Raw genomic sequence first — 25,325 nt, 5'->3', positions numbered from 1 at the left:
TTTTAGTCCGCTGTTAAGAAGCAGAAAAAAAAGCTAAGATCGCAAGCACCCCCTTGCGACGCCTTTAGGAGACTGCTGAAAGACACCTTTACCGACAATTACAGCTTTTTTCATGTTCATGTCTCCTCTTGTCTTTTAACATATCCACCCAATTGTTTCGGAATCACAATCATTTTTGTGAAAATATAATGGAGGATTCCACCAAAAATCGTCGCTGGAATGGACGCTGATGAATAGAGAAAAGCCGTAGAATGCTCAAATGTAATCGGATCTAACATAATGAAATAAGCGGCCGTCGAAATCACAAATGCCGCTATTGCGGACCAGTTAAATCCGCCCCAATAGTAATATGGCTTTCCGGAATCGGTGAAATAAAGATTGCGAATATCAAGCTGTCTTTTCCGAAGAATAAAATAATCCACAAAATATATCCCGGAAAGCGGCCCAAAGAAAGTTCCACACACCGCTAGAAATGTATTAAAGCGACTATACACTTCATCTGGGAAAAAGATGAGCGGTACGGTCAATAACAAAAAGTAAAATGTGAGCTTTGACCACTCCATTTTTTCAACCCATTTAATCTGCTTTAAAGCCATAGATGTTGAAAAAACAAGCGAGGTAATTGACGTAATATTGGCGAATGCTATAAATATAAGTACGATCATACCAAGCACCGCTCCCCCAAGCGGGATCATCCACTCTGTAGGATCACTCGTTCCAAGAGCAAGCCCTGCCATCAAACCGACAATTTGCCCAAATACCGCGAAAAAGTTTAATCCAATCAAATTCGGCCAAAAGCCGGCACGCTGTGTTTTACAAAGTCTTGAAAGCCCTCCCATGATAGGCCACCATGAAAGCCCAGCAGCAAGGTTTAATTCAAAGGCGATCATATAATTCCACCAGCGGTCGGGAGCGGGATTAGAAGGTTTGAAGGAAAAAATTTCAGCAACCGAATATTTGCTTAATAATATGCCCAGCATAATAAGAAGGATCAAAACTAAGCCAGGGGCAACAATTCGATTAAGCCACTTAATAGAAACAGGTCCTTTAGCGACAATGAGCCAACTTATGACAATCGCTATAAATGCAAAAATAATAATTGGCATCACCGATGTAGATGATATATTGGTCACTTCTCCAAGAATATTACTGGAAGCGCGGCCAAACATAATCGCCAAAACGGCGCACCAGCCGAACTCGATCAAAACCATCACCGCCAGAGTCAATTTAACTCCTTGAATGCCAAACACACTTCGAAAAGAAACATATTGATCGATCCCATATTTAGTCGACGGCAAAGTCGTAACCAGTGCCATAATCATTACTGCAAGAGTATTACCCGCAAGTGAAGCGGCAATTCCCATTTTTAAATCGACAAATTCCGACAGTGTGCCGCCAATTAAAAATCCCCAAGTGGCAATAGCCAGTCCAATATTCACCATCGAAAAATCAAAGCCATTCCATACCCTTTCCTTAGGCAAAACGGGTAAAAGACCAAATGCACTATCGTTTTTATTCATCACTAATTCCCCTTTTTATAGTAAGCTTACTGCCAACCCCAATAAAAGGTTAGAAATGAAGCCATTCCAATCATCACCATCATGATATAATCTAAGGTTTGCAGTTGTTCAATAACACTATCTTTTTTTCCGTTTTCCGTGAGTATTGAAATTCTCCGGTCAAGTTCTTCTCTATATTCAAGGTTTTTCTCATCCATCACAATTTCCTCCTGTTTCACTCATTAAACGCCTCTTTAATGATGTCCAAATATTCCTCTTCACTTATTTCTTTTATATTGCTTTCATCCATAGGCGTTTCCTTCGCCACCTTCGCCAAATATTCAAAGTTTTCCGGCGAAACCTTTTTCAATTCATTGAATTTGGGAAGCTGTAAGCTTTTTCTTATATTCATGATTATGTTGAGCCCTTCAAGAGCCGCCTCTTCTTCAGATGCAAATCGTTTCTCGGCACCTAATAAATAAGCGATTTCTGCATGTCTGGCGGGATCGGCCGAAATATTACGCCGGAATACAAAAGGCAAGAAAATACTGTTTAAAACACCGTGAGGAAGATCATAATAGCCGCCTATCGCTTCGGAAAGACAATGCACACTCCCGACATTAGCGTTGTTAAAAGCAATTCCCGCCATCATGCTGGCACTCAGCATGGCCCGGGAAGCCCGGAGGTTGCTTGAATCGTTAACCAAACTTGTCAAATTCTCTTTGATCATCACGATCGCCTTGCAAGCCAGTGTTTCTGTCATTGGTGACGAAAGACGGGAAGTGTATGCTTCAATCGCGTGTGTTAATGCATCCATGCCGGTACTGGCGACAGTAGAAGAAGGCAATGTTTTGATTACATCCGGATCTAGTAATGCTATTTTTGGAGCAATTTTTGGATCAACGATTCCCATCTTAAAATTTCTGTCCGTATCCGTTATAACCGCAATCCATGTTACTTCACTACCTGTCCCAACCGTCGTAGGGATACAAATTAAAGGAGCAATATCCCTTTCAAGCGTAAAATCGCCCTCCCACTCCCTTACACTGCCCTCATGTGTCAGCAACACGCCCACACCTTTGGCAAAATCCATCACACTTCCTCCGCCGATAGCGATCAGGCCATCAATAGAATTTTCCTTGGCAATGCTGGCTACAGCTTCCACTTCTGTATTCTTAGGATTAGGTTTCACACGGTCAAAAACAACGCAGCTTAAACCTTCCTTCCTCAAATTCTCGAGCATGCCTCCCAACAGACCTGCATTGACAATCGCCTGATCCGTCACAAGAAGCACTTTTTTGACGTCATATTCTTTCAAAAAGCTGCCTGCTTTGTTCGTTGCGCCTTGTTCAGAAATCACTTTTGTACGCAAAATAAATTGATACTCCATTTTATTGCCTCCTTAGCGTTCATTTCCTATATCTCCTAGGTCACTGAAAACTTTCCACAAACTTCTAAAGACCGACGAGAATGATATAGAGCATTCACCAGGTAAGTGCGCGATATCCTTCCCCCTATTCACATCAATAAAAAGCGTCTAGGCCTCAGCATTTGACTTGCCTTACTTCCCATCAGTAAAGCGACATTGTAAAGTTCACGTCTTTTTTAAAAGTTCCTCACTGAAGCAGGCAATTCATCCTTATGGAAAAACAGGAAACAGCTATTCCTGTGCTCGTATGTGATCAGTACAGTTATATGATTTCAATACCCCTGCATGTTCGGGCCGGATTTCGGTTTGGCATCAACCGGAAACATCCCAATATGCCCCACTGATTCTCAGTCCGTTTTGTCTCTCCATAGAATCGTATATAAATCCGTTCGTTCATCCACACGCATAGAGTAAAAGCTTTCTTTCAATTCTTTTCTTTTGCCGATTTCTATAGGAGCCACGACAATACCTTTCTCCTCTTTTGGCCTCCCACTGATCATCCCGCCATCGGGACCATAAATGGCGGACCTTCCGAAAAACTGAATTTCTCCTTTGCCACCAGTGTAATTGCATGTTGCCAAAAATACAGTATTGTCAATTGCCCGGGCAGTCGCCATTCGCTCATATGAATCTTCATAAGGACGTTCCCATGCACTGGGAGCAAGGATTAAATCCACTCCCTGTTTTTCCAACAGACGGGATAACTCCGGGAAAGCCATGTCCCAACAAATAACAAAACCAATCGTTCCAAGCTCGGTCTTTACAGTGACAAGGCGGCCTCCTGGTGTAAACAGATGCTTTTCCAAAGGAGTCAAGTGCATTTTCTGATAAGTAGCCAAAAGTTCGCCGTCGGGTCCAATCAAATTCACTGAATTATAAATCTTGCCATCCTTCTTTTCGATAAAACCATAGCCAATGTATAGCTTATACACTTTTGCCAAATTGGATAGAAAAACGAATGAAGCTCCATCTGCGGCCTCCGCTTTCCATTTCACATGGTCTTCCGAAAAAAGATAGCCCGAGGCTGCCGCTTCAGGAAATAAAATAAGCTTCGTTTCGGGATACTTTTCGACACAATCATGTATATAGAATTCGATTAATCCCAAGTTATTTTCACTATTAAAATCATCTTGTACTACTGCCAGCATCCAATTCGCCATACCCCTTATTCACCTTCCATATTCTTGATGGAACTGGAATACGTTGCTTTTGCCAGACCAACGCATAGAATCCAGTCATTTCATTAAACCTGGCAAGTGCCAAGCCTCTCGATCCCCTGGCGCTGAAATTTGGAAAGGAACACCAGCACATTACGTTCCTAACGTACCCACAGAAAGCGGACTCAAATACGCCAACACAAATGCCCAAAAAGCATCTTTTATAAGACAGTATTTCAAGCGCTATCATCCGCGATGAAGCATATTTTTGTAACGATATCGAAAACAGTTAAACAATCGCGAAAATCGGTTTAGCCGGGTTACAATCCACGCTCCCATAATCGTCTTAAACTCAGACATTAAAAAAGCGGTTTCAAGGGAAACGCCAAAAGCAGCGATACTTCCAGAGTGTATGTTGACCTATTGTGAAAACCACTGAATACTCTCATCGCAGTAGACATACAAAACGCATTTCATCAATGTCGTGAATTCCGCAAGTCATACTACAACAATGTATGGGTGTGAAAAACACAAACAGAAGTTCTGTTGTTCTGTTATTTATTTCCATCCACGCACTCATTTTGCCCTAAATGACTGAAACTGGTTAAATCATCACGGGATCGTTTATCGGACACTGTTGCCTCTCATCATCTATCTCCCTTCTTTGATCATTTCACCTGCAAGCATGTCTTGCCTGTAGTTCTTTTTTATATTTCGCAAAATTCATGCCAACTAACAAACACATGCTAAAACAAAAAAACAAGTCACTTATGCATCTTTGTCGATTTAATCGATGCAAAAGTGACTTGCAATTCATTTTTGAATCAGCTTGCCCATGCTATTCACTTGAAGAGAACATATATTTTTTATAATGATATCGGACGGATAGAACAAGTCCGATCGCCATCATATTCGACAAGAGCGAGCTTCCTCCGTAACTGATGAACGGAAGCGGGATTCCCGTAATCGGCAAAAGCCCGATTGTCATACCGATATTTTGAAAAACATGAAAAGTGATCATCGAGATTACCCCGACGCAAATATAAGAATAAAATGGGTTTTTTGTATCTAGTCCCACTCTTGTAATCTGATAAATCAATAAAAAGAATAAACTAACGAGAATGCTTCCGCCGATAAAACCAAATTCCTCGCCGAGCGTACTGAAAATAAAGTCTGAATGGCTTTCCGGCATGTATACTTCACGGTTCCCAAATCCCTTTCCACTCGTTTGTCCCGAGCCAATGGCAAGCATTGATCTCATGAGCTGGAACCCTGCATCCGATTGATGTGTGTATGGATCAAGCCACGAATAGATCCGCTTAAATTGGTATGGCTTCACACCAAAATATTTTAACAGCTCCGGTTTGTTGATCGCGATATACAGGACCGTGCCGCCCAATAACGAGACTGCAGAAAAAATGGGGACCAAAAGCTTCCAGGTGATGCCTGACACAAACACCATTCCAAGAAAAATGGCCACGAACACAAGAGATGTTCCAAGGTCGGGCTGTTTTAGAATAAACACAACGGGAGCTACCACGATGAGACCTAGCTTGGTCAGAAGCCAAAAATCCGTTTTCGTCGTTTTTCGAATAAATTTCACATGATGATCAGCCGTCACTTTTGCAAGGACAAGAATCGTGAACACTTTCATAAACTCCGACGGTTGAATAGCCCCGGCTTTAGGAATAAAAAACCAGCTTTGCGCACCATTTGTCTTCTTTGTAAACGACCAGGTTTCAGGTGCGAGAAATAAGATGATTAACATCAACAAGCCAATTCCATACAAGTACCAGGACACTTTTCTTAGCTGATCGGAATCAAACTGTATGACAAACACTGCAACAGCCGTTCCGATTCCATACCACACGAGTTGCTGTAAAACAAAGTTTGTTCCACCATATTGTCCCGTCGTTTGGGCACTGTAAATGACAACTGCGCTTGCAATCATCATTAACATGATTGTTAAAACAATTCCGTAATCCAGTTTAGGGATGGGCTTTTTCTCAGAGGTCATCTCGATTACTCCTCTTCCATAAAAATAACGCTCTACCATCTTAACATTATACTGAATTAGGGACGAATTAAAAAGGAACAAATTTTGAAGATGCCGCCTCCGAAATGAAACTGAGACAGGCAAACGTTTGCCTGTCTCCATTTCTCACTGTAAAAACTGCTGGGGAGGCTCTTGATCTCCCATGTAAGTCGCCGGCTGTGGAACAACTTCGTACATACTCCCCACCATTTGAATATCTGGCTGGGGTGCTGGGGAAAGCGGGTAATATCCCCTTTCTGTCATATACTGCCACACCTCATAGGAATGCCTGCTGCTGTTCAAGAAAGCATTTTCCAAAAAAGTCCGCAGGTGCGGGTTGGCACACTCCAAAACGGCTGCCGCATAATTTTTAGCCGCTGCCTTTTGGTTCAATAAGTAGGCAAGGGCAATCTCCCTGTCTGTATGTGTCTGAGCATTTGTTCTTGGTGCTCCGGCAGGCACAGGCTGTACAGGCGGAGTCGTGTAGTTATCCAGTTTCGTCATTAAATCATCCGGCATAAACTTGGAAATATCAGGAGTGGTATTGCTTTGGACAAACTCCACTTTCAAGTTATAGTCGGCAATATGCTTCGGGTAATGCCTTTGAAGCATCGACTTCAAATCAGGATCTTGCGCCTGGTTGATAAAAGCTCCCATGCAAGTGACCGTGTTGTAACAGCTTGCAATGAGTTCACTGAGATCCCGTAGTTCATGTCCTGCTAATTGCATCATTTTTCACCTCCATCTTCGATTATTGTTGATCTCTTTCTCTTTTTTATGCGAAAAAAATAAGCATGAAAAATGCTAAAAGCACCTGTTCCACCGATCTTTCGCTTAAAACAGCCTGCGATTGATTTTCCCAAAAATTTCTTGTCCGATTTATAAAATCAATCAACCATCCATAAAATACACAGTAAAAGAAGAGTATTCCGCCCATCCGCCTGTATCTGTTCTTTACCTGAACCGCATTCGAAAGATTGAGGGGGACACTCTGTTGAAAATAGTTGTTTCATTTGCTTGTTTTTGGGTAATTTATGACAAAGAAAGGAAGTGAAAAATATGCTTTGGACCATTATTGGGATATTAATTGTTCTGTGGATCCTCGGACTTGTTGTCAAAGTAGGCGGCGCCCTTATCCATATTCTTCTCGTTGCAGCGATCATTATCTTCATTATTAACTTGATTACAGGAAGACGCGGCACCGATTGATCCAGCACGTTTCTTGAGTGGCTCCGTTTTCCCGTTCATTTGCCTGCTCACGTATGAAACCCCCGATTCAATCAGCTCGTTTTCAATTTCCTGCGATGTTCATGGAACTTGACTGGATACATTTAACCAAGTCGATGCTGACCGGCTCATCGCAGGAAATGCCTGAATCTTATTTAGTAAATACCGTACGTCGCAGGAGCATGTATTGTTCCAAGTTTGCCTCTTGATCAAAGCCCTTCAGGTCCGGTGGCGATAGAGGTCCAAAAACCGTCCTGCCCGTCTGAGTATATATTTCGACAAACACCATTTAGACCATCGAACGGGCTTTAGTCATCCAATTGCAAGATCATATCTACGTGTGGTATTCCTTCATCCATATAGACTTCCGAAACAGGTTGAAAACCAAATGAGCCATAAAAGGATAATAAATACTCCTGGGCTTGAACTTTTACGCAGTCTACCGTTGTCTGCTGTTGAATAAACCGCAGAGCCCTTTTCATTAACTCTTTCGCCAACCCCTTTCTTCTATACTCTTTTCGAATGAGCACCCTTCCTATCGACAGTTCTCGATAAGCACTTCCCGGAGGCAAAATCCGGGCATATCCGGCCAATTTTCCAGCATCGACAGCATACAGATGAAAAGCGACCCGATCATGATCATCAAGTTCACGGTAAGCACATTCCTGCTCTACAACAAAAACATCTACCCTTGCCTGCAGTATTGAATACAGTTCGTCCACTGTCAATTCATCGAACGTTTTCAATTTCCATTCCATTTCCTCTACCCCTTGCCAACTTTTTTAAAATTTTCATTATAACACATGACTTAAGTTTCAAAAAATAATAGAAAACCGGCTTGGTCATTCAGCAATGTCGATACTTATTTAAACAAACAGGGCAGATGAATCAGCCGACGTACAGACTTTTTATGTTGCCTAATATCCGGCAAGTACGGAGAGGAAAACTCATTAATAACTCCCGGCAACGTGGTGGTACAAATAAACACGAAAGAAAACGGTTACTATTACTTTTAACGACATCATTTGACAATTTTCGCCAAAAACTGATTGTGCTGGAATACATTTTGTACTAGTATGGTCTTATAAACCATAGCTGCATGGTCAGCTATTAGGTATAGGCCTTTTGATCTGTACAACCAGACAATTCCACCGTTCATGAACAGTCGGATCACGGAATGCTGAAAACAGAAACAATTAGAGGGAAAACCTGTTCTTATTTATTCAATCATGATGCTTCCTGGTCCTATGAATAGCCCTTTACACTCATGAATAAAATACTGAATTATGATATATTCGGAAATGAATTATTGAGGCGGTTCCTTGTTATTTTTGTTCAAAATTTTCCTATAATGACACAATCGAGTTCCCTTTATCATTACCTCAAACAAGCATCATGATAAGTCTGAACAAGGATGGTGGTATGATTGACCGCATTGCTCGAAGTAAAAAATTTAAAGACGTATTTCTTTGTTGATAAAAAGTGCATTCGAGCAGTTGACGGAGTCGACTTATTCATCAAAAAGGGAGAGACCGTTGCCCTGGTCGGAGAATCGGGATCAGGAAAGAGCATCACAGCTTTATCCATTATGAAACTCATTCCAAATCCGCCGGGCAAGATAGTGGAGGGCCAAATGATATTTAATGACGTTGATTTGCTCCCCCTCCCGGAAAAGGAAATGTATCACATAAGGGGAAACGAGATTTCAATGATTTTTCAGGAACCGATGACCTCTTTAAATCCTGTTTTAACAATAGGAGAGCAAATAATCGATGTCTTAATGTATCATAAAAAACTATCGAAAAAAGGAGCTTCCCGCAAAGCCGTTGAACTTCTAAAAATGGTCGGGTTCCCGCGGGCGAGGGAAATGGTAAATGAATATCCCCACAGCCTGTCAGGGGGAATGAGACAGCGGGTTATGATTGCCATGGCAATGAGTTGTGACCCAAAGCTTCTGATAGCAGACGAACCAACCGCAACATTGGATGTAACGATACAAGCGCAAATTTTAGATATGATGAAGGAGCTAAATAAAAAATTTCAAACAGCGATTCTCCTCATTACCCATGATTTTGGGGTTGTTTCCGAAGTAGCAGACAAAGTGCTGATCATGTATTGTGGACAAATTGTTGAAGAATCTCCAGTAGATAGCCTGTTTCATGAACCGCTTCATCCATACACAATTGGTCTGCTTAATTCGATTCCTGTCATGGATGATGACACCGGGAAACTGATTCCGATTCCGGGTAACGTTCCTTTACCGGAACACCTTCCAAAAGGCTGCCGTTTTGCTGGGCGTTGCCCTCACGCATTTGACCGTTGCCTTACAGACTCCCCCGATTTGAAAAAAATCGGCACCGCCCGATCTGTGCGCTGCTTTTTATATGATGTCAAGGGGGAAAGAGATGTCGAAAATACCGGTTAATAAGTCAAACGAGTATATGTTGAAAGCCGTAAATCTTAAGAAACATTTCCCTGTCAAAGCTGGTGTTTTCCGAAGGACTGTAGGGCAAATAAAAGCTGTGGACGGTATCAATCTGTATGTCAAAAAAGGAGAAACACTCGGTATTGTCGGAGAGTCGGGTTCTGGCAAGTCAACAGCCGGCAGGATGTTTGTTCGCTTATACGAACCAACGGAAGGAAAGATTTTTTTTAAGGGACAAGATATATCGCATCTATCGGAAAGGGAACTGTTCCGCTCCGTCAGAAAAAATATCCAAATGATTTTTCAGGACCCATACGCTTCTTTGAATCCGAGAAAAGCACTAAAATCCATTTTAAACGAACCTTTTGCAACCCATGGCCTATACGACCGCAACACGCGCACACAAAAAATGGCGGAAGTACTCTTGAAAGTAGGCCTAAGCCCGGCGTATATGAATCGTTATCCACACGAACTTTCTGGAGGCCAACGCCAACGGATAGCCATCGCCAGGGCATTGGCTCTTCATCCCGAACTAATTATCGCGGATGAAGCCGTGTCGGCACTTGACGTTTCCATCCAGGCACAAATTCTTAATTTAATGAAAGAGTTGCAAGCTGAGTTTGGTCTTACATATATTTTCATTTCCCATGATTTAAGCATCGTACGTTACATCAGCAGCCGCGTTGCTGTGATGTATCTTGGAAGAATAATGGAATTTGCCCATAAAAAATCCTTGTATGAAAACCCGCTTCACCCATATACAAAAGCTTTGCTGTCAACAGTACCGGTTCTACGAAAAAAAGGGGCAAAACCCCGTGAAAGAATTGTATTAAGAGGAGACTTGCCCAGTCCGGCAAATCCCCCGACGGGATGCGTATTTCATACCCGCTGCCCGGCAGCAATAGATATTTGCCAGCATACTGAGCCTCACTTTTATGAGATAAGGAAAGAGCATTTTGTCACATGTCATTTATATAAAAACTGCAAAATGACTTGAAAAAGACACAAATCATCAAACACATGGGGGTTTTTCTATATAGACAGTTAGGAGGATTTTTCATGAAAAAACCTGCATGGTTATTGCTAGGCATCATGCTTTTTCTATCGCTGCTTTTTAGTGGATGCATGGAAAAAAAAACGACAACCGACGATCGCGCGTCTCAGGGGGGCGAAACACTGACAGAACAGAAAGATCCTGAGGATGGCGGAGATTTGATTATTGGATCGATTGGTTCACCTATCCTTTTTAATCCGCTCTATTCCTCTGATGGCGTTAGTGCAGATATTCAAGACTTCCTTTTTGAAGGTCTTGTTGGTTCAAACAAGAAAGACTTCGGCCCTAACACCGAAAAACTGGCAGCCAGTGTTAAGGAATCAGAAGATGGACTGACTTACACAGTCAAATTAAAAGAAGGAATCAAATTTCATGACGGCGAGCCTCTTACTGCAGATGATGTTGTCTTTACCTACCGTATTCCCCTGAACGATGATTACGACGGGCCCAGAAAATCCTACTTTGAAGCATTGGAAAGTGTTGAAAAAATTGACGATAGAACAATCAAATTCCACTTGAACAAAGTGGATGCCCAGTTTCATTCGATTGGCTTGAGTTTTGGGATCCTGCCGGAACACATTTTAAAAGATGTTCCCATTCACGAACTGGCTGAACACGAATTCAACACAAAAAAACCGATCGGTTCAGGGCCTTTTAAATTCGTTGAATGGAAAGATGGGGAGTTTGTAAAGGTCGAAGCTTTTGAAGATTATTATCAGGGCAGGCCTCATTTGGACACGATTACGGTGAAATTTGCCACTGACACCAATGCCTTGCTCACCCAGTTACAAAACCGCGACATTGATTTTTATGCCGGCATCCCGGCTTCGGATATTGAAACAGTAAAGTCATTCCAAGATAAGATCGGAATTAAACTGAAAGAAGGATTGGCCCCTTCCTACACCTTTTTTGCCGGGAATATGAGAAATGAATTATTCAAAGACAAAGAAGTGCGCCAGGCCATCAACCACGCAATTGACCGGGAAGCGATTGTAAATGAAATTTTGGAAGGTCACGGCGAAGTGGCCCATGTTCCAGAAAGTCCTTTAAGCTGGGCTTATCATGATGATGTGCCAAAGTTTACATACGACCCCGGCAAAGCAAAGCGCATCCTTGCCGATGCGGGTTGGAAGCCGGGAAAAGACGGCATTCTTAAAAAGGACGGTAAAAGATTTTCCTTTGAACTAAAAACAAACCTTGGCAGCCAAGTAAGAGAAGATGTTGTTGTTCTTTTACAAGAACAATTGAAAAAAGTAGGGATCGAAGTAAAGCCGGTTTTTGTAGAGTACAGTACTTTTACCAACGACGTTAAACCAGGTGTTTGGAATTTTGATGCGGTCATTTTCGCCTGGTTACTTGGGACAGACCCGGATCCAAGCATTTTCTTTCATTCAAAGGAAATTGAAAAAGGACTCAACTTTATTGGCTATTCCAATCCGGAACTTGATAGATTGCTGGAACAACAGTTGAAAGAAAGAGATCGCGAAAAGCGCAAAAAACTGCTTGGAAACATTCAAGTAAAACTTGCTGAAGATTTGCCTTATACGTTGCTTTTCTATCCAACAGAATATCGGGCAATGCCCGCAGAACTTGAAGGGTATGAGTTCCATCCCCTACACAAGATATATAAACCACATAAATGGTGGCTGAGCAAATAAGATAATTGATGAAAAGGGATGGGGATCCACTCTGTTTTCATCCAACCTATGATAGAGCGGGTCGGGCATTCTGATTTAGCGGAAGGAGCATACGAATGATTTCTTTCATTATTCGCCGGATTTTGATGGCCATCCCGCTGCTGATCGGCATCACAATGATTTCATTCGCCATTATGAAAGCAGCTCCGGGCGGCCCCGCAAGTCTGTATATGGATCCGAGGATCAAACATGAGGATATCGAAAAGTTTGAAGAAACATACGGGTTGAACGAACCAATCCACGTCCAATATGGGAAATGGCTGGGAAACATCCTGAAAGGCGATTTTGGAACTTCTTTGATCAGAAGAGGTGTCCCGGTTAGTGAAATGATCATGAATCGCTTGCCCAATACCCTTTTACTAATGGGCGTATCCTTACTTATCACTTTCCTCCTTGCGATACCGCTTGGCATATTGTCGGCCATAAGGCCCTATACGAAACTCGATTATACAGTGACAGCCGGCTCATTTTTGGGAATGGCTACCCCCAATTTTTGGCTGGGCCTGATGATGATTATTTTGTTCGGAGTACAGCTTGGGTGGTTTCCGACCGGTGGTGCGGCAACATTGAATGCTCCTTTCAGCATATGGGACAGGCTCCACCATCTGATCATGCCGGCATTCGTGCTTGCTGTTGCCGATATGGCGGCTCTGACGAGATACACTCGCGCCAGCATGTTGGAGGTGTTACAACAAGATTATATCAGAACCGCCAGATCAAAAGGATTTGATGAGAGGACAGTCGTGTTGAAGCACGGATTAAGAAATGGAATGATTCCCATTATTACCCTCTTCGGCCTGATGCTTCCATCACTTATTGGGGGAGCAGCCATTACAGAAGCGGTTTTCAGCTGGCCGGGTATTGGCAGACTCTTTATTGAATCCGCATTTAGCCGTGACTATCCAGTTCTCATGGCTCTTACATTTCTCTCATCCATTTTTGTCGTTTTCGGAAATTTATTGGCGGATATACTATATGCTGTCATTGATCCGAGGATCGAGTATTAAAGGAGAAAGGGGGATTAGGATGGCACACCCTGACTGTGAATCAATGTTAAACGATATTCAATCAATCCAAGAGAAGCCTGAAACGCTTATGAAGCTATATTTTCATAAATTCAAGAAAAATAAACTAGCTGTTTTTGGTGCTATTGTATTACTGATCATTATCTTCTTAACAATACTCGCCCCGTGGATTTCCCCCTATCATCCGGCTGAAACAGATGTAGCGAATAAACTCGCGGCGCCCAGTGCCGCACACTGGCTTGGGACAGACAGGTTGGGGCGTGACATTTTAGCGCGTTTACTATATGGAGGCCGAATTTCCTTGCTTATAGCATTCAGCTCAGTTGCAGGCACCCTTGTCATCGGCACGACCATTGGAGCGCTTGCAGGTTATTATGGCGGATTCCTCGACGCTGTTTTAATGAGATTAGTAGATATTGTGCTCTCCATTCCTTCTATTTTTCTCTTAATCACAATTGTCACGATTTTTGAGCCCGGCATGAACAAACTTATTTTCATCTTAGCCCTGATATCATGGACAAGCACTGCAAGAATTGTTCGCGGGGAATTTTTAGCATTGCGGACAAAAGAGTTTGTACTAGCGTCAAGAACGATCGGGACAAGGTCGTATAAAATAATTTTCAGCCATATGTTGCCAAATGCCATGAGTCCGATTATCGTAACGGCTACTTTACTGATTGGCACGGTCATTTTGACTGAAGCCGCCTTGAGCTACTTTGGACTGGGCGTCCAGCCGCCAACACCAAGTTGGGGGAATATGCTGCAGGATGCCCAAAATGTCACCGTCCTTATGAAAGCTCCCTGGTATCCCGCTTTTCCCGGGTTCATGATATTCATTACGGTCTTATGCTTTAACTTCGTGGGAGACGGACTTCGGGATGCACTCGATCCAAAAGAACGTTAATGAGGCAAGAGCGAATATACTTATTAAGTTACCTTCCCTGTTTCAACAAAAGCGCGTAAAGCGTATATATTTGCACAAACATTTTTATCATTACCCCGCGATTGTGTCATTGGAATCACAAAGGTGACCAGTTGTCACCTTTGCCACAAATACCTAAACTCGAAATCATGTTTTTTCATTCATCTAAAATTCACGAATCATCATCCATATACTTACCTTTATTATTAATGCTGAGATCAACACCTTGTTCATCAAATCCCATTATAAAAACACCATGCTTCTCACTACGCCGAGGATAATACTCATAATGGATATGGCATAAGATTGATAATCGTTGTAAGGAAGTAATGAAAACAAAGCGTTTGATATTTATACAAATTTAGAGCTCAATGAGGGAGGTTACTGAAGCTATCTGCGATAACTAAATTCTTTATTATGTCAGATCTCTTTATGGCCAACAAAGGTAGCATTCTGTCCCCCTCGAGATACTCCCACAAGGTTTACACGATCAAGAGAAAGAGCATCTAAAAAAGCCGAAATATCTTCAGTTATTATATTGCGGGAAATATTTCCCAGATCCACCATATCCGCGATAGTCAATCAGTATCATTTTAAAGAAAGGTACGGCAACGCTAATGAAATAAAACCTACAGCAACAGCAATCACTACTAATACAACAATAAATATGCCAATTATTAGAATTTTCTTCTTAACTCTTTTTCAAATTAGATCCAAAAATTTCTGCGTCAACATGCGAGTCCTACCATCCTGATCATGGACGAGATTGGATATGCTCCCTTTAATTAGACAAGTACACGGAATCGATAATTGTCCGTTTGAATGGCGATCCCGAATTCGTCTCTCCAGTAATATCAACCGTGATATTATAGTTGCGATTCTTTTGCAAATGAGAGAGATCTTTTGATAAATTTAAAGTTCCCTTCGTTTTCCATGTCCATACGTTGGTCCTGTTTTTCGAATCAATTACTGTATATACCGCTTCCAAACTAGTTTCTTTTACAGCAGATTTATCCACTTTTAATTGATATTCTTTAACGACATTTTTGTCATGGTTGACATGTGAAATAATGTTCTTGGTCTTTGCTTTGTTAAACTGAGCATGAAGCAAATAAGCATTTTCTTGTAAGCTCTTCATTTGAATCGACCATTCTCCTGGTAAAGGGTTCTCCACTTCAACAGAGTAGGCTTTTGCGCCATCAAAAATACCTGTGTCTTCCATGGTCACATTTTGTGTGACAGCATGAACATTTCCCTTGGGATCAACAAGGTGTACTTCAGCTAGTTGATGTCCAGTGTATAGTTGTAATGTTGCCTTATCTACATGCGTCTCAATTGGAAAAAACTGTTTGGTTTTCTTATTCTTAGTTATTTTATTCCCTTGTATAAATCGGTCACCGTTAGGTACTGTCAGGTACATTAAGTTTGATTTTTGTTTATTATTTTTCTTCCCAGGGGCTGAAAGATAATGTTCAATGACGGGGAAAATAATGCTGCTACGGATGGAGATGTGATTCCAATTACCAATTTCTATTTCTTGTCCTTTTGGCAAACGTGAGCTCGCTACTGTAACTACTCCATCATTTTCGCCAAATTTAGATAAGTATACACCACCAAACCACGTCGGAGAAAATATTTTTCCCCAATCTCTTCCGCCAACAGTATAAAAATCATTTACATACGCATACGGTTTGTCATCTGTCATTGAGCGGAAATATTCCATATAACCTGTTTCTACTGCTGCCATTCCTTCGCCTCGTACACCTAATAAATCTGCTAACCATCCAGCCCACTTACTATTTGCCAAATCCGCCAATTCAGACCCATGATGGGGGCTGGACAATGTAATCACATTGTGCACATATGGCCATGCACCATAATACGTCACCGCTGCTTGTGTATCAATCCCCCCTTTACTATAAGCGATAATGGTAATCGGCTTACCATTAAAATACTCCGATATTTCTTTTATTTTTTCAGCAAGTAACTTTCCATTCTTCCACATATCTGCTGAGGTTCCACCTGCATCATACAATTGGATGAAGGCCGTTTCATAACCTGCCTCATATGCCGCTTGATACAAACCATTTTTCTCTAGAAAAATTTGAGCAACGTTGTTTAAACCAGGAACAAACAACAAAACCGGAGCATCTGGTTGTGGATTAGGGGGCGTGTCTCCTAAAAACCATTCCCCTGGTGTTTCATTATTTCTATTGCCGATCTTCCCCATTTTCGAAAAATCATTTTCTTTGCTGCCCCATCTTTCTTCTTGCAAACCTCCTGATTGGGCAAATGCATGGATTGGAGTGGATAGGACAAACAATCCCAACAAGAACATGACGAGCAAGCGGCTTCTCATTTAATTCTCCTCCATTTAATTGATCATTTATTGATCATTATGAAAGCGGGTGGTTGTTCAATTCTAAAATGAATGATGTTTTTAAATAAACTGAATAATCAGTGTGTAAATATTGGAATATTTATCCTTTATTCTTTGAAAGCTTGACGCGAAGGGTAAAGTCGCTGCATACAGTGTCGTGTTTACATTTTGAAACGATCGTGAAGATTCACGAATCATCATAATCCATATACTTACCTTTATTATTAATTCTAAGACTAACATTTTGTTCATCAAATCCCATTATAAAAACACCATGCTTCTCACTACGTCGAGGATAATACTCATACCTGTATTCCGGCTCATCTTTATAGATCACTTCTATGTAAAACCCCCCTTGCTTCCAATCATACTTGATTTCTTTGGTTTTAATATTTTTATCGTACTTTTTTTCTTGTAAATAATTCATCACGATTTTATTCGTTTGGTGTCGTTCGTACCATTTAACAGCAAAAACACTCCCCAAAATAAACGTAATCAAACAAAAAATGACAATTACATACTTTTTCATTATGACGACCTCCCCGTATATTGTGATTACCTGTCTTTTTACAAGTGCTAGTTCAAAGTATCATGTTTCAATATAGAAGTTGTCGCTAAAGTTTTGCCTTCCTTAGAAAAACTGGCACCATTATTTGAATGGGCTGGATGACGCATTCGCTATATATCGAGCGCCGTTGGCTCTCTATAAAAATAAGAGGATGCCTCCCTTTTGGAAAATTAGACAGTGTTCTATTAACCACGAAGCGCTGGCTTTATTGCGCTTTTTAAAGATTGCCGTCATGGTTCAAGCACATAGCCTTTGAAAGGCTTCCTACAATAGTATTTTCAAAGCTGAAACTAGCCGATTTTGTTGCTTTCTGACTCATCTCTTAGAATAAAATGAGATTTTAACAATCAATAACACACATTCATATGTTTTTCAATGGCGATCAAGCCAAGAAGGACCCTCCGATGAAAACCTTCTAGTCTTTATCAAAGTCACCTTGTTTTGTTTGCCACAATATCTGAACACCGAAAACGGTTATTCTTTCACAACTTCCTCCTATCCTTTAGTATTTCCTCCTTAATGTTGTCATCTCCCTCGTTCTCTATTACGATTAAGGATTTTTGAACTTCATTTCCTCCCAAAAACACGTAACTCTTAACACTAAATCCAAAATTTCCCATAAAAAACTTCTTTACTTTGCTTCTCCAACTTATTATAATAACTTTAACTTGTTATAATAAGTTGCAATCACTTTATGTAAACACCAAATGAGAGAAGAAGCAGCACGCATTATGTTACCGTTTTCTTCTATACTACCGATGACAAGAAAGGAGGAAGAAACTTGCGAGCAAAAAAAGCGCTTCATCAACAAATTTATGATGATTTGGTGAGCAAGATTTTAAGTGGAACTTATAAAGTTGGTGAACAATTGCCTTCTGAATCTGAATTGGACAAACTGTACAATGCGAGTCGTTCTCCTGTCCGGCAAGCCTTGGCGAAATTAGAAAGCGATGGGTATATTTATCGTTTTCAAGGAAAAGGATCTTTTGTCGCTAGTCGCACAGTCTCTGAAGCTTGGACTAGAATGACCGGATTTAAACTAAACTATCTAGAACAAGAAGGACATTTATCAGCGAAAGTTCTTTCCATTGATCAAGTGACGAATGCAGAAATCGCCCAACTTTATCACGTAGAAGCGTCACGGCTTCTTACACAGGTCAGCAGAGTGATCTACATCGATCAGAAGCCGATTATTTATATTCATCACTACCCTGATCCGAATATCCCGATCAAAGTGTTTGAAGAAAACGATGATTTTGTCGTCCTCGGGGAAATGTTAAAAGAGAAAATGGATATTGAAATTAAAGAAGTGGAAGAAGAAGTAGAACCTTTTATAACGGATGAAGAAGTTGGCAAACACTTGGATATAAAAATAGGTGAGCCCATATTAAAAATCACTCGTATTTCATCGGATACCGATTCCAACCCAATTGATATAAACACTCACTATGTCAACACAAACATTTGGAAATATAAAGTAAATTTCAGATAGCAAACTAGTACTCTATGTTTTGCTCGAGCCGTAATGACTAAAGGAGGATCTTTGTGAAAACGATTTTAAAAAATTGTCATGTCATCGATGGGAAAACGAATGATGTGACACCTCATATGAACATTGTCATCGAGGGGGATATGATTATACAAATGAGCAACGAACCTCCTTCCATCGGGCTGGAAGATCACGTGATAGACTGTTCAAATCAATACGTTATCCCCGGACTTATTGATGCCCATGTCCATTTAATGTGGGATGGGAGTGCAGACGATGAATTTGTCATGCACCATAAAGATGATAGTTTTATTGCGTTAAAATCATATCGTAACGCGTTGAGAACGTTGTCATTAGGCATCACATCCGTTCGGGATGTCGGTTCGATACATCGTACGATCATTGAACTGCGCAACGCCATTGAATCCGGATTATTGATGGGTCCAACCGTTATTACTTGTGGAGAAGCCATCTCAATGACTGGCGGGCATGTATACCATATTTGCCGGGAAATCGATGGAGCAGATGAAGCTAGAAAAGCAACGAGACAACTGTTTAAAGAAGGAGCCGACTTTATCAAAGTAATGGCTACCGGTGGAATGACGACTTACGGAGAAGAGCCCGGTTCCTCGCAGTTAACGAAAGAAGAATTACAAGCTGTTGTCGAAGAGGCACATAAGCGCAATAAAAAAGTGGCGGCCCATACTGGCGGATTGGAAGGAATTCTTACTTGTTTAGAAGCGGGAATTGACACGATTGAACATGGTATATATGCCAATGAAGAAGCATTGCAACAGATGAAAGAACAGGGAACTTATTTGATTCCTACACTCGAAGTTTACAAACGACTGGCGTTTGATGAACGTGTGCCAGCGTGGGTTCGTATGAAGTCGGAAAAAGTATTAGAACCCCATCGCCAAATGCTTGAAAGAGCAATTGAAATCGGTGTCAATATCGTTACTGGAACAGATGCCGGTTCATCTGTCACGGGTGCAGACGCCTATTTCGATGAACTATTGTTTATGCATGATGTCGGCATGACACCTATGCAAGTCATCCACGCATCGACCCGGGTAGCTGCGGAATGTTTGGATTTACCTGATCGAGGCGTGCTTGCCGAAGGAAAAAAAGCTGACTTACTCATATTACCTAACAACCCATTAGAAAACCTACACATCTTAAAATCGGATAAAATGGTCATGAAAAATGGCAAGTTAGTCGACAATTATCCATAACGACGCCATTTATCATCATAAATACTGCAATGATAGCGGATCCAAATACATTTTTACGTCAAACATAAAAACAAAACGATCCGCGACAGCTCATATTTCTACAAGAAAGGGGTTTTTTGATGGCCTCAACAGCAGTAAATAACAATAGAAACATCCGTAAATCCGTTTTTGCAGGAAGTATCGGAAATGTCGTCGAGTGGTTTGATTACAGTATTTATGCTTATTTTGCAACATATATCGCAGCCAATGTGTTTATGACAGATGACTCTTTATCAAGTCTTCTGCAAACATTCGCTACCTTCGCAGTTGGATTTTTGATGCGGCCGATCGGAGCACTCGTTATCGGTCGCTATGGGGATAAAGTGGGGAGAAGAAAAGCCTTATCGTTAACAATCATCATCATGTCGCTCGGAACTTTTTTAATGGGGATCATACCGAGCCATGAAATAATCGGGATTTGGGCACCGATTTTACTTGTGATCGCCCGATTATCACAAGGGTTTTCAGCAGGCGGAGAGTACGGAGCCGCCGCATCCTATATCGTTGAATCAGCAAACAAACATTCACGGGGCTTTTGGGGCAGCTTTCAAGAAGTCAGTGTCACGGTCGGCACACTAAGTGGCGCAATGTTCTTCGTACTCTTAACGACATTCATGCCCGCACCTGTGTTAGAAGAATGGGGATGGAGAATTCCATTTTTCGTTTCAGGTATTCTCGGTGTGGCAGGGTTATATATTCGCCAAAAAGCAAATGAATCTCCTGAGTTCGAGGATGCCAAGAAAAGTGAAGATACAAGTAACGGGAATATTATTTCATTATTTTCAAAATACAGAAAACAAATGTTAACCGGAATTGGCTTTACCATTTTTTGGACAGTTTCTTATTATGGATTATTAACCTTTATTCCGACTTATTTAACTGGTGTACTTGGACTTCCAGATAAAGTATCTTTAATTGCAAAAATTATCGCACCAATGATCATTTTAATTTTTGTTCCGATTTTTGGATTTGTTTCTGATCGAGTTGGGCGGAAACCATTATTGCTCGCTTCCTCTATTTCGTTAGGCATTTTAATATATCCGCTGTTTCTCATGATCGCAACAGGTAAATCAGTCTTGATTGTTATCGCCATGATTATTTATGCATTGTTGATCGCGCTTTATTCTGGACCGGGTGTGGCAACCGTAGTAGAAATTTTCCCAGTAAAAGTGCGACACAGTACACTTTCCTTTAGTTACAATGTCGCAGTGGCTTGTTTCGGCGGAACAGCACCGTTTATATCCACCTATTTAATCCAAGTAACAAACATGCAAATCGCGCCAGCATTTTATGTTATCTTTAGTGCCATTATTACGACAATCGTTCTCTTCAATATGAAAATTGGAGAACCTGCTGGTGACGAACAACAGTAACTTGTCACATCACTTTTTTTAAAAAATGGAGTCCTTGATGCAAACGTGTTATAAGTTATTGACTATTTTTCACTTTTAACTTATAAGAGGAATTGATGTTTTTCCTCGTATAGATTAACTCGTTTTAAATGATAATTCCTCATTAAGTTATCAATCAGATAGAGGTTGTCGTTTCTCTCCTTTGAAGCTTTGTCTTCTTTAGAAAAACCGGCACCTCTTTTTCTTTATGCACCTATTCGGCTAAGCCGGATCACACATCGTTGTCGTAAATCGGACGATGTTGAATATCTACCTTCCATGCGAAGGAAAAACAAGCCTGGAGCATATCTCAAAGGATCGACGCTAATGGGCGACACACAATGCACTGTATTAACGATGGAAGATACGTAGACTCTCCCGCAAGAGAAAGGCATGAATGATTCTGCAAAAGCACACAAGCACGGGGAGGCTCACCAGCCGCCCACGGAATGTTTCTAGATCGAGTTATACCACCAACCTTATTAATGCCAGCCTCGTCTTTATATTCGTGCTTAGTCTTTTATAAGATGATAGAATGTCCGGATATATAAGCTTTTATAAGGGATTTATACGTATCGGATAAGTATACTTGTTATTTTTATACAAGTTGTATATATCGAAGGAAGATAAAGATGGGATAAGATACATTTACTATCTTGTGATTCTCTTTCTTCTCGAAGAAAGAGAATGATAAGGTCCATATTAACTTTGTCTGTATTTTGTTTTGTCGATAGGTGCGGTAGGTCTGAGGGCAATCATCTTGGAAGCAAGAACGTGGTTGAATCCTTTTTGAAAGCGATTGCTAAAAATGTGTTCTGCCTTTCATTCAGACTTTAGTTATATAATCCGTTAACTTGCTTCTGACAGCAATGCCATAGTTCTGTCAGTCAACTTTTACAATCTTTTACACTATTGTCACGCCCACCTCCCCTGACGACAACCAAGCAAAATGACAGAACAAAGCGATGAAGAGAGGGTAAAATATTGGATACTGTTCAAGCAAAAAAACAAGAACCTCGTAACTTTAAAAAGAAATTTTTTAATCTTGAAAACATTCATCCATATGTTGTCATTTTAAGTATCGTCTTTCTTATTTACATTCTCTCCTTAGTACTTCCATCAGGAGAGTTTGACCGGGTTGAAAATGAAAATGGTGACGTAACTGTCGTTGCCGGCACTTATAAAACCATTGAAAAAGACCTTCCATCTGTCTTTGCTTTATTTAAAAATATTCAACTGGGATTCGTTGATACAGCATCGATCACGTTCTTTATTATTTTCGCTTATGTGTTTGTCCACATATTAACAGTAAATGGAACACTCAGTGTCGTATTAGGTAATGTTGTAGATAAATTAAAAAATAAAACGTTCCTATTTATTCCTATTTCAATGGTGATGTTCGGAATCTTAGGGGCAACTGTTGGACTTTATGAGGAAGTATACGGACTCATTCCTGTATTTATCGGCGTGGCAATCGCCCTTGGTTACGATGCCATCGTTGGCGGGGCCATCGTCTTTGTCGGTGTTGCGACAGGCTTTGCCGCCGCGCTTACAAATCCATTTACAATCGGAATTGCTCAAGAAATTGCAAATGTCCCCCTCTCTTCTGGTTTATCGTTTCGTTTGATCGTCTTTATCATCTTTGAAATCGCAGTCATCTCTTATGTGATGTATTATGCGCATAAAGTAAAAAAAGACCCTACAAAATCAATTTTATATGGAACAAAAGTGGCCGCCATTAATCAAATCACACTAAAAAAAGAGAAGTTGTTATGGAAGCATAAGTTAAGTCTCCTTGCATTAATCATTACATTCGCTATGATCATTTATTCTACGTTAAAATTGGGATGGTATATTGATGAATTAGCCGCGCTGTTTTTACTCATGTTTTTCATTGTAGGATTTTTGAGCGGATATTCCTTGGGAAGAATCATGGACATCTTTATTGATGGCGCGAAACAAATTTTATTCGGGATTCTGACGATCGGTTTTATAAAGGGAGCCATTATTACGATGGAAGATGCCGCGATTCTCGATACTGTCATTTACTATTTGTCGTTTTTCTTAGTAGGCACAAATAGTTACTTGACCTCACTAGGGATGCTTTTTTCTCAAAATCTAATAAACTTATTTATATCGGGAGGAGCTGCACAAGCGATGGCAACCATGCCGATCATGGCCCCCATTACCGACTTGGCGGGAATGGACCGACAAATTGCCGTTATTGCTTTTCAATTTGGTGATGGATTTTCCAACATGTTCTGGCCAACCGGGGTAGCGATTGAATGTGCGATTATGGGCATTTCCATGGTTAGATGGTACAGGTTTATCATGCCTTTATTTGGAATCATGCTTGTGTTACAAGTCATATTAATGATGGTAGCGACAGCAATATTTTAATGAAATAAAACGGAGGGCTGAAAATGGATGTCAATGCTTTAAAAGATCAAATAAATGAAATCGAAGCAACTTATCGGGAACAGTTTCAACAAATCAGTGATTATTTATTTCATCACCCCGAATTAAGTGGAAAAGAATATATCTCCTCTCAGTATGTAGCGGATATGATGGAAGCGTTTGGATTTAGCGTTCATTTCCCATACCCTGATGATGCCGAATTGCAAACGGCTTTTATTGCAGAGTTCGGGGATGAAGACGGTCCTGCTATTGCCTTTTTAGCGGAATATGACGCGTTACCGGGATACAATACGCCAAGCGGAAACGGCCATGCTTGCGGACATAATTGGATTGCCGCGACAATGTGTGGTTGTGCAATCGTTTTATCTAAGCTAAAAAAACACTTTAAAGGAAAAATTCTCCTTATTGGCACACCTGCTGAAGAAACTTACGGAGCAAAAATTAACATGTTGAAAAAAGGGGCCTTTGATCACGTCGATGTTGTTTTTCAAGCACATTTGGCGGATGAAACTGTCATCGACTCGTCAGCACTTGCGATGACCGACTTTCAATTTGAATTTACTGGAAAAGCTGCCCATGCCGCATCTTATCCAGAGGAAGGCATTAATGCACTTGACGCTGTCCAACTAACCTTTATGGGAATCAATGCCCTGCGGCAGCATGTGAAACCGGATGTTCGTATCCATGGAATTATTACGGAAGGTGGCGCTGCAGCAAACATTATTCCAGATAAAGGAGTATGTCTTATTACCGTAAGATCTGAAGACAGGGAATACTTAAAGCATGTAAAATCACGCATCATTGATTGTGGAAAAGGAGCTGCGCTCATGACTGGCGCCTCTTTTTCCTACAAAGAGCTCGGGAACTCCTTCGACGATTTAATCAATGTTCCTTCCTTGATGGAACTGACAAAGAAACATCTCGAAGCAGCGGGAATCCATAACATATTATCGAAAGAAGAAGCACCGCCTCCTGGATCAACAGACATTGGAAACGTCAGTTATAAATGCCCGACTTTGTATGTAGAAGTTGATCTGGAGGCTGACCAACCGCTTAGGGTGCATGAAGAAGATGCTTTGAAATACGTAAACTCTCACTACGCCTATCTTAAAATGACACAAGTAATCCGTGCATTATCGTCAAGTGCATTAGAACTATTTCGCGATCCAAAAAAAGTGGCGGAGATAAAACAAGAACATCAACACATTATTTCATAAAGTGAAACTTCATTCAGTAGGGCTTTTACTGAATGTTAGTTGAACCAATCGGGCATGTAGGTGCCGTTTTCTCCCACTTAGACCTTTCGTATCAAATCAGGTCTTGAAGTGGTGTATA

Annotated in this window: 20 protein-coding genes; 11 read left to right on the top strand and 9 right to left on the bottom strand. The window is 41.0% G+C overall.

From position 1 onward, the window contains the following. Nucleotides 1-116: 116 nt before the first annotated feature. From JOC94_RS04410 to JOC94_RS04385, 6 genes are all read right to left on the bottom strand, one after another. Nucleotides 117-1,520, bottom strand: coding sequence for a purine-cytosine permease family protein (locus JOC94_RS04410; RefSeq protein ID WP_077111086.1), 1,404 nt, complete (start codon nt 1,518-1,520; stop codon nt 117-119). 26 nt (nt 1,521-1,546) lie between these two features. Then, a complete protein-coding gene (locus JOC94_RS04405; protein WP_171973863.1) occupies nt 1,547-1,717 on the bottom strand; it encodes a hypothetical protein in 171 nt (56 codons plus the stop codon). 17 nt (nt 1,718-1,734) lie between these two features. Continuing rightward, the gene (locus tag JOC94_RS04400; protein ID WP_077111082.1) at nt 1,735-2,889 is read right to left on the bottom strand and encodes an iron-containing alcohol dehydrogenase; all 1,155 of its coding nucleotides are present in this window, start codon (nt 2,887-2,889) and stop codon (nt 1,735-1,737) included. A gap of 386 nt (nt 2,890-3,275) precedes the next feature. Further along, entirely contained in the window at nt 3,276-4,088 is an 813-nt protein-coding gene (locus JOC94_RS04395; protein WP_077111080.1) for a carbon-nitrogen hydrolase family protein, read from the bottom strand. Nucleotides 4,089-4,923: 835 nt separating this feature from the next. Further along, the gene (rodA, locus tag JOC94_RS04390) at nt 4,924-6,102 is read right to left on the bottom strand and encodes a rod shape-determining protein RodA (RefSeq protein WP_077111078.1); all 1,179 of its coding nucleotides are present in this window, start codon (nt 6,100-6,102) and stop codon (nt 4,924-4,926) included. Between the two features lie 144 nt (nt 6,103-6,246). After that, nucleotides 6,247-6,849: a spore coat protein gene (locus JOC94_RS04385; protein WP_077111162.1), complete on the bottom strand. Its 603-nt coding sequence runs from the start codon at nt 6,847-6,849 to the stop codon at nt 6,247-6,249. 330 nt (nt 6,850-7,179) lie between these two features. Between JOC94_RS04385 and JOC94_RS04380 the strand changes: the two genes are divergently transcribed. Further along, on the top strand, nt 7,180-7,329 hold the full coding sequence (locus JOC94_RS04380) for a lmo0937 family membrane protein (RefSeq protein ID WP_139345603.1): 150 nt from the start codon (nt 7,180-7,182) through the stop codon (nt 7,327-7,329). A 326-nt stretch (nt 7,330-7,655) separates the two neighbouring features. Here the strand turns inward: JOC94_RS04380 and JOC94_RS04375 are convergent, their stop codons facing one another. After that, nucleotides 7,656-8,105 carry a GNAT family N-acetyltransferase gene (locus JOC94_RS04375; protein ID WP_077111076.1) on the bottom strand — a complete coding sequence of 150 codons (450 nt, stop codon included), beginning with the start codon at nt 8,103-8,105 and terminating at the stop codon, nt 7,656-7,658. Nucleotides 8,106-8,773: 668 nt separating this feature from the next. Here JOC94_RS04375 and JOC94_RS04370 point away from each other — a divergent pair. From JOC94_RS04370 to opp4C, 5 genes are all read left to right on the top strand, one after another. After that, on the top strand, nt 8,774-9,772 hold the full coding sequence (locus JOC94_RS04370; protein ID WP_077111074.1) for an ABC transporter ATP-binding protein: 999 nt from the start codon (nt 8,774-8,776) through the stop codon (nt 9,770-9,772). Next, a complete protein-coding gene (locus JOC94_RS04365; protein ID WP_139345602.1) occupies nt 9,753-10,769 on the top strand; it encodes an ABC transporter ATP-binding protein in 1,017 nt (338 codons plus the stop codon). Before JOC94_RS04370 ends, JOC94_RS04365 begins: the two co-directional genes overlap by 20 nt. Nucleotides 10,770-10,831: 62 nt before the next feature. Further along, nucleotides 10,832-12,484 carry a peptide-binding protein gene (locus tag JOC94_RS04360; protein WP_077111072.1) on the top strand — a complete coding sequence of 551 codons (1,653 nt, stop codon included), beginning with the start codon at nt 10,832-10,834 and terminating at the stop codon, nt 12,482-12,484. 95 nt (nt 12,485-12,579) lie between these two features. Next, nucleotides 12,580-13,530, top strand: coding sequence for an ABC transporter permease (locus JOC94_RS04355; RefSeq protein WP_077111070.1), 951 nt, complete (start codon nt 12,580-12,582; stop codon nt 13,528-13,530). A 19-nt stretch (nt 13,531-13,549) separates the two neighbouring features. After that, nucleotides 13,550-14,452 carry an oligopeptide ABC transporter permease gene (opp4C, locus tag JOC94_RS04350; RefSeq protein ID WP_077111067.1) on the top strand — a complete coding sequence of 301 codons (903 nt, stop codon included), beginning with the start codon at nt 13,550-13,552 and terminating at the stop codon, nt 14,450-14,452. 799 nt (nt 14,453-15,251) lie between these two features. On the opposite strand, the gene JOC94_RS04345 is transcribed toward opp4C, so the two are convergent. Continuing rightward, nucleotides 15,252-16,829, bottom strand: a complete 1,578-nt coding sequence (locus tag JOC94_RS04345) for an esterase/lipase family protein (protein ID WP_077111066.1) — start codon at nt 16,827-16,829, stop codon at nt 15,252-15,254. 208 nt (nt 16,830-17,037) lie between these two features. Next, a complete protein-coding gene (locus JOC94_RS04340) occupies nt 17,038-17,379 on the bottom strand; it encodes a DUF3139 domain-containing protein (RefSeq protein ID WP_077111064.1) in 342 nt (113 codons plus the stop codon). Nucleotides 17,380-18,199: 820 nt separating this feature from the next. Here JOC94_RS04340 and JOC94_RS04335 point away from each other — a divergent pair. The 5 genes from JOC94_RS04335 (at nt 18,200) to JOC94_RS04315 (ending at nt 25,207) form a co-directional block, all read left to right on the top strand. Then, nucleotides 18,200-18,910 (top strand): GntR family transcriptional regulator, encoded by a 711-nt coding sequence (locus tag JOC94_RS04335; RefSeq protein ID WP_077111062.1) that lies wholly within the window; start codon nt 18,200-18,202, stop codon nt 18,908-18,910. A gap of 53 nt (nt 18,911-18,963) precedes the next feature. Beyond that, the gene (locus JOC94_RS04330; protein ID WP_253191868.1) at nt 18,964-20,142 is read left to right on the top strand and encodes a metal-dependent hydrolase family protein; all 1,179 of its coding nucleotides are present in this window, start codon (nt 18,964-18,966) and stop codon (nt 20,140-20,142) included. A gap of 119 nt (nt 20,143-20,261) precedes the next feature. Beyond that, a complete protein-coding gene (locus JOC94_RS04325) occupies nt 20,262-21,554 on the top strand; it encodes an MFS transporter (protein ID WP_077111058.1) in 1,293 nt (430 codons plus the stop codon). A gap of 1,002 nt (nt 21,555-22,556) precedes the next feature. Then, the gene (locus tag JOC94_RS04320; protein ID WP_077111056.1) at nt 22,557-23,972 is read left to right on the top strand and encodes a YfcC family protein; all 1,416 of its coding nucleotides are present in this window, start codon (nt 22,557-22,559) and stop codon (nt 23,970-23,972) included. 23 nt (nt 23,973-23,995) lie between these two features. Continuing rightward, nucleotides 23,996-25,207, top strand: coding sequence for a M20 family metallopeptidase (locus JOC94_RS04315; RefSeq protein ID WP_077111054.1), 1,212 nt, complete (start codon nt 23,996-23,998; stop codon nt 25,205-25,207). The last annotated feature ends 118 nt before the right edge of the window (nt 25,208-25,325 follow it).

The sequence above is a fragment of the Siminovitchia thermophila genome, from assembly GCF_016909185.1.
GTDB lineage: Bacteria > Bacillota > Bacilli > Bacillales > Bacillaceae_C > Siminovitchia > Siminovitchia thermophila.
Note: the sequence above shows the minus strand (reverse complement) of the source record. Positions and strands in the feature narration are given on the sequence as shown.

What these genes read in the sequence shown, in the direction of transcription:
- JOC94_RS04410 (WP_077111086.1), bottom strand. Translation starts at nt 1,520, where the DNA reads ATGAATAAAAACGATAGTGCATTTGGTCTTTTACCCGTTTTGCCTAAG.
- JOC94_RS04405 (WP_171973863.1), bottom strand. Translation starts at nt 1,717, where the DNA reads ATGGATGAGAAAAACCTTGAATATAGAGAAGAACTTGACCGGAGAATT.
- JOC94_RS04400 (WP_077111082.1), bottom strand. Translation starts at nt 2,889, where the DNA reads ATGGAGTATCAATTTATTTTGCGTACAAAAGTGATTTCTGAACAAGGC.
- JOC94_RS04395 (WP_077111080.1), bottom strand. Translation starts at nt 4,088, where the DNA reads ATGGCGAATTGGATGCTGGCAGTAGTACAAGATGATTTTAATAGTGAA.
- rodA (WP_077111078.1), bottom strand. Translation starts at nt 6,102, where the DNA reads ATGACCTCTGAGAAAAAGCCCATCCCTAAACTGGATTACGGAATTGTT.
- JOC94_RS04385 (WP_077111162.1), bottom strand. Translation starts at nt 6,849, where the DNA reads ATGCAATTAGCAGGACATGAACTACGGGATCTCAGTGAACTCATTGCA.
- JOC94_RS04380 (WP_139345603.1), top strand. Translation starts at nt 7,180, where the DNA reads ATGCTTTGGACCATTATTGGGATATTAATTGTTCTGTGGATCCTCGGA.
- JOC94_RS04375 (WP_077111076.1), bottom strand. Translation starts at nt 8,105, where the DNA reads ATGGAATGGAAATTGAAAACGTTCGATGAATTGACAGTGGACGAACTG.
- JOC94_RS04365 (WP_139345602.1), top strand. Translation starts at nt 9,753, where the DNA reads ATGTCGAAAATACCGGTTAATAAGTCAAACGAGTATATGTTGAAAGCC.
- JOC94_RS04360 (WP_077111072.1), top strand. Translation starts at nt 10,832, where the DNA reads ATGAAAAAACCTGCATGGTTATTGCTAGGCATCATGCTTTTTCTATCG.
- JOC94_RS04355 (WP_077111070.1), top strand. Translation starts at nt 12,580, where the DNA reads ATGATTTCTTTCATTATTCGCCGGATTTTGATGGCCATCCCGCTGCTG.
- opp4C (WP_077111067.1), top strand. Translation starts at nt 13,550, where the DNA reads ATGGCACACCCTGACTGTGAATCAATGTTAAACGATATTCAATCAATC.
- JOC94_RS04345 (WP_077111066.1), bottom strand. Translation starts at nt 16,829, where the DNA reads ATGAGAAGCCGCTTGCTCGTCATGTTCTTGTTGGGATTGTTTGTCCTA.
- JOC94_RS04340 (WP_077111064.1), bottom strand. Translation starts at nt 17,379, where the DNA reads ATGAAAAAGTATGTAATTGTCATTTTTTGTTTGATTACGTTTATTTTG.
- JOC94_RS04325 (WP_077111058.1), top strand. Translation starts at nt 20,262, where the DNA reads ATGGCCTCAACAGCAGTAAATAACAATAGAAACATCCGTAAATCCGTT.
- JOC94_RS04315 (WP_077111054.1), top strand. Translation starts at nt 23,996, where the DNA reads ATGGATGTCAATGCTTTAAAAGATCAAATAAATGAAATCGAAGCAACT.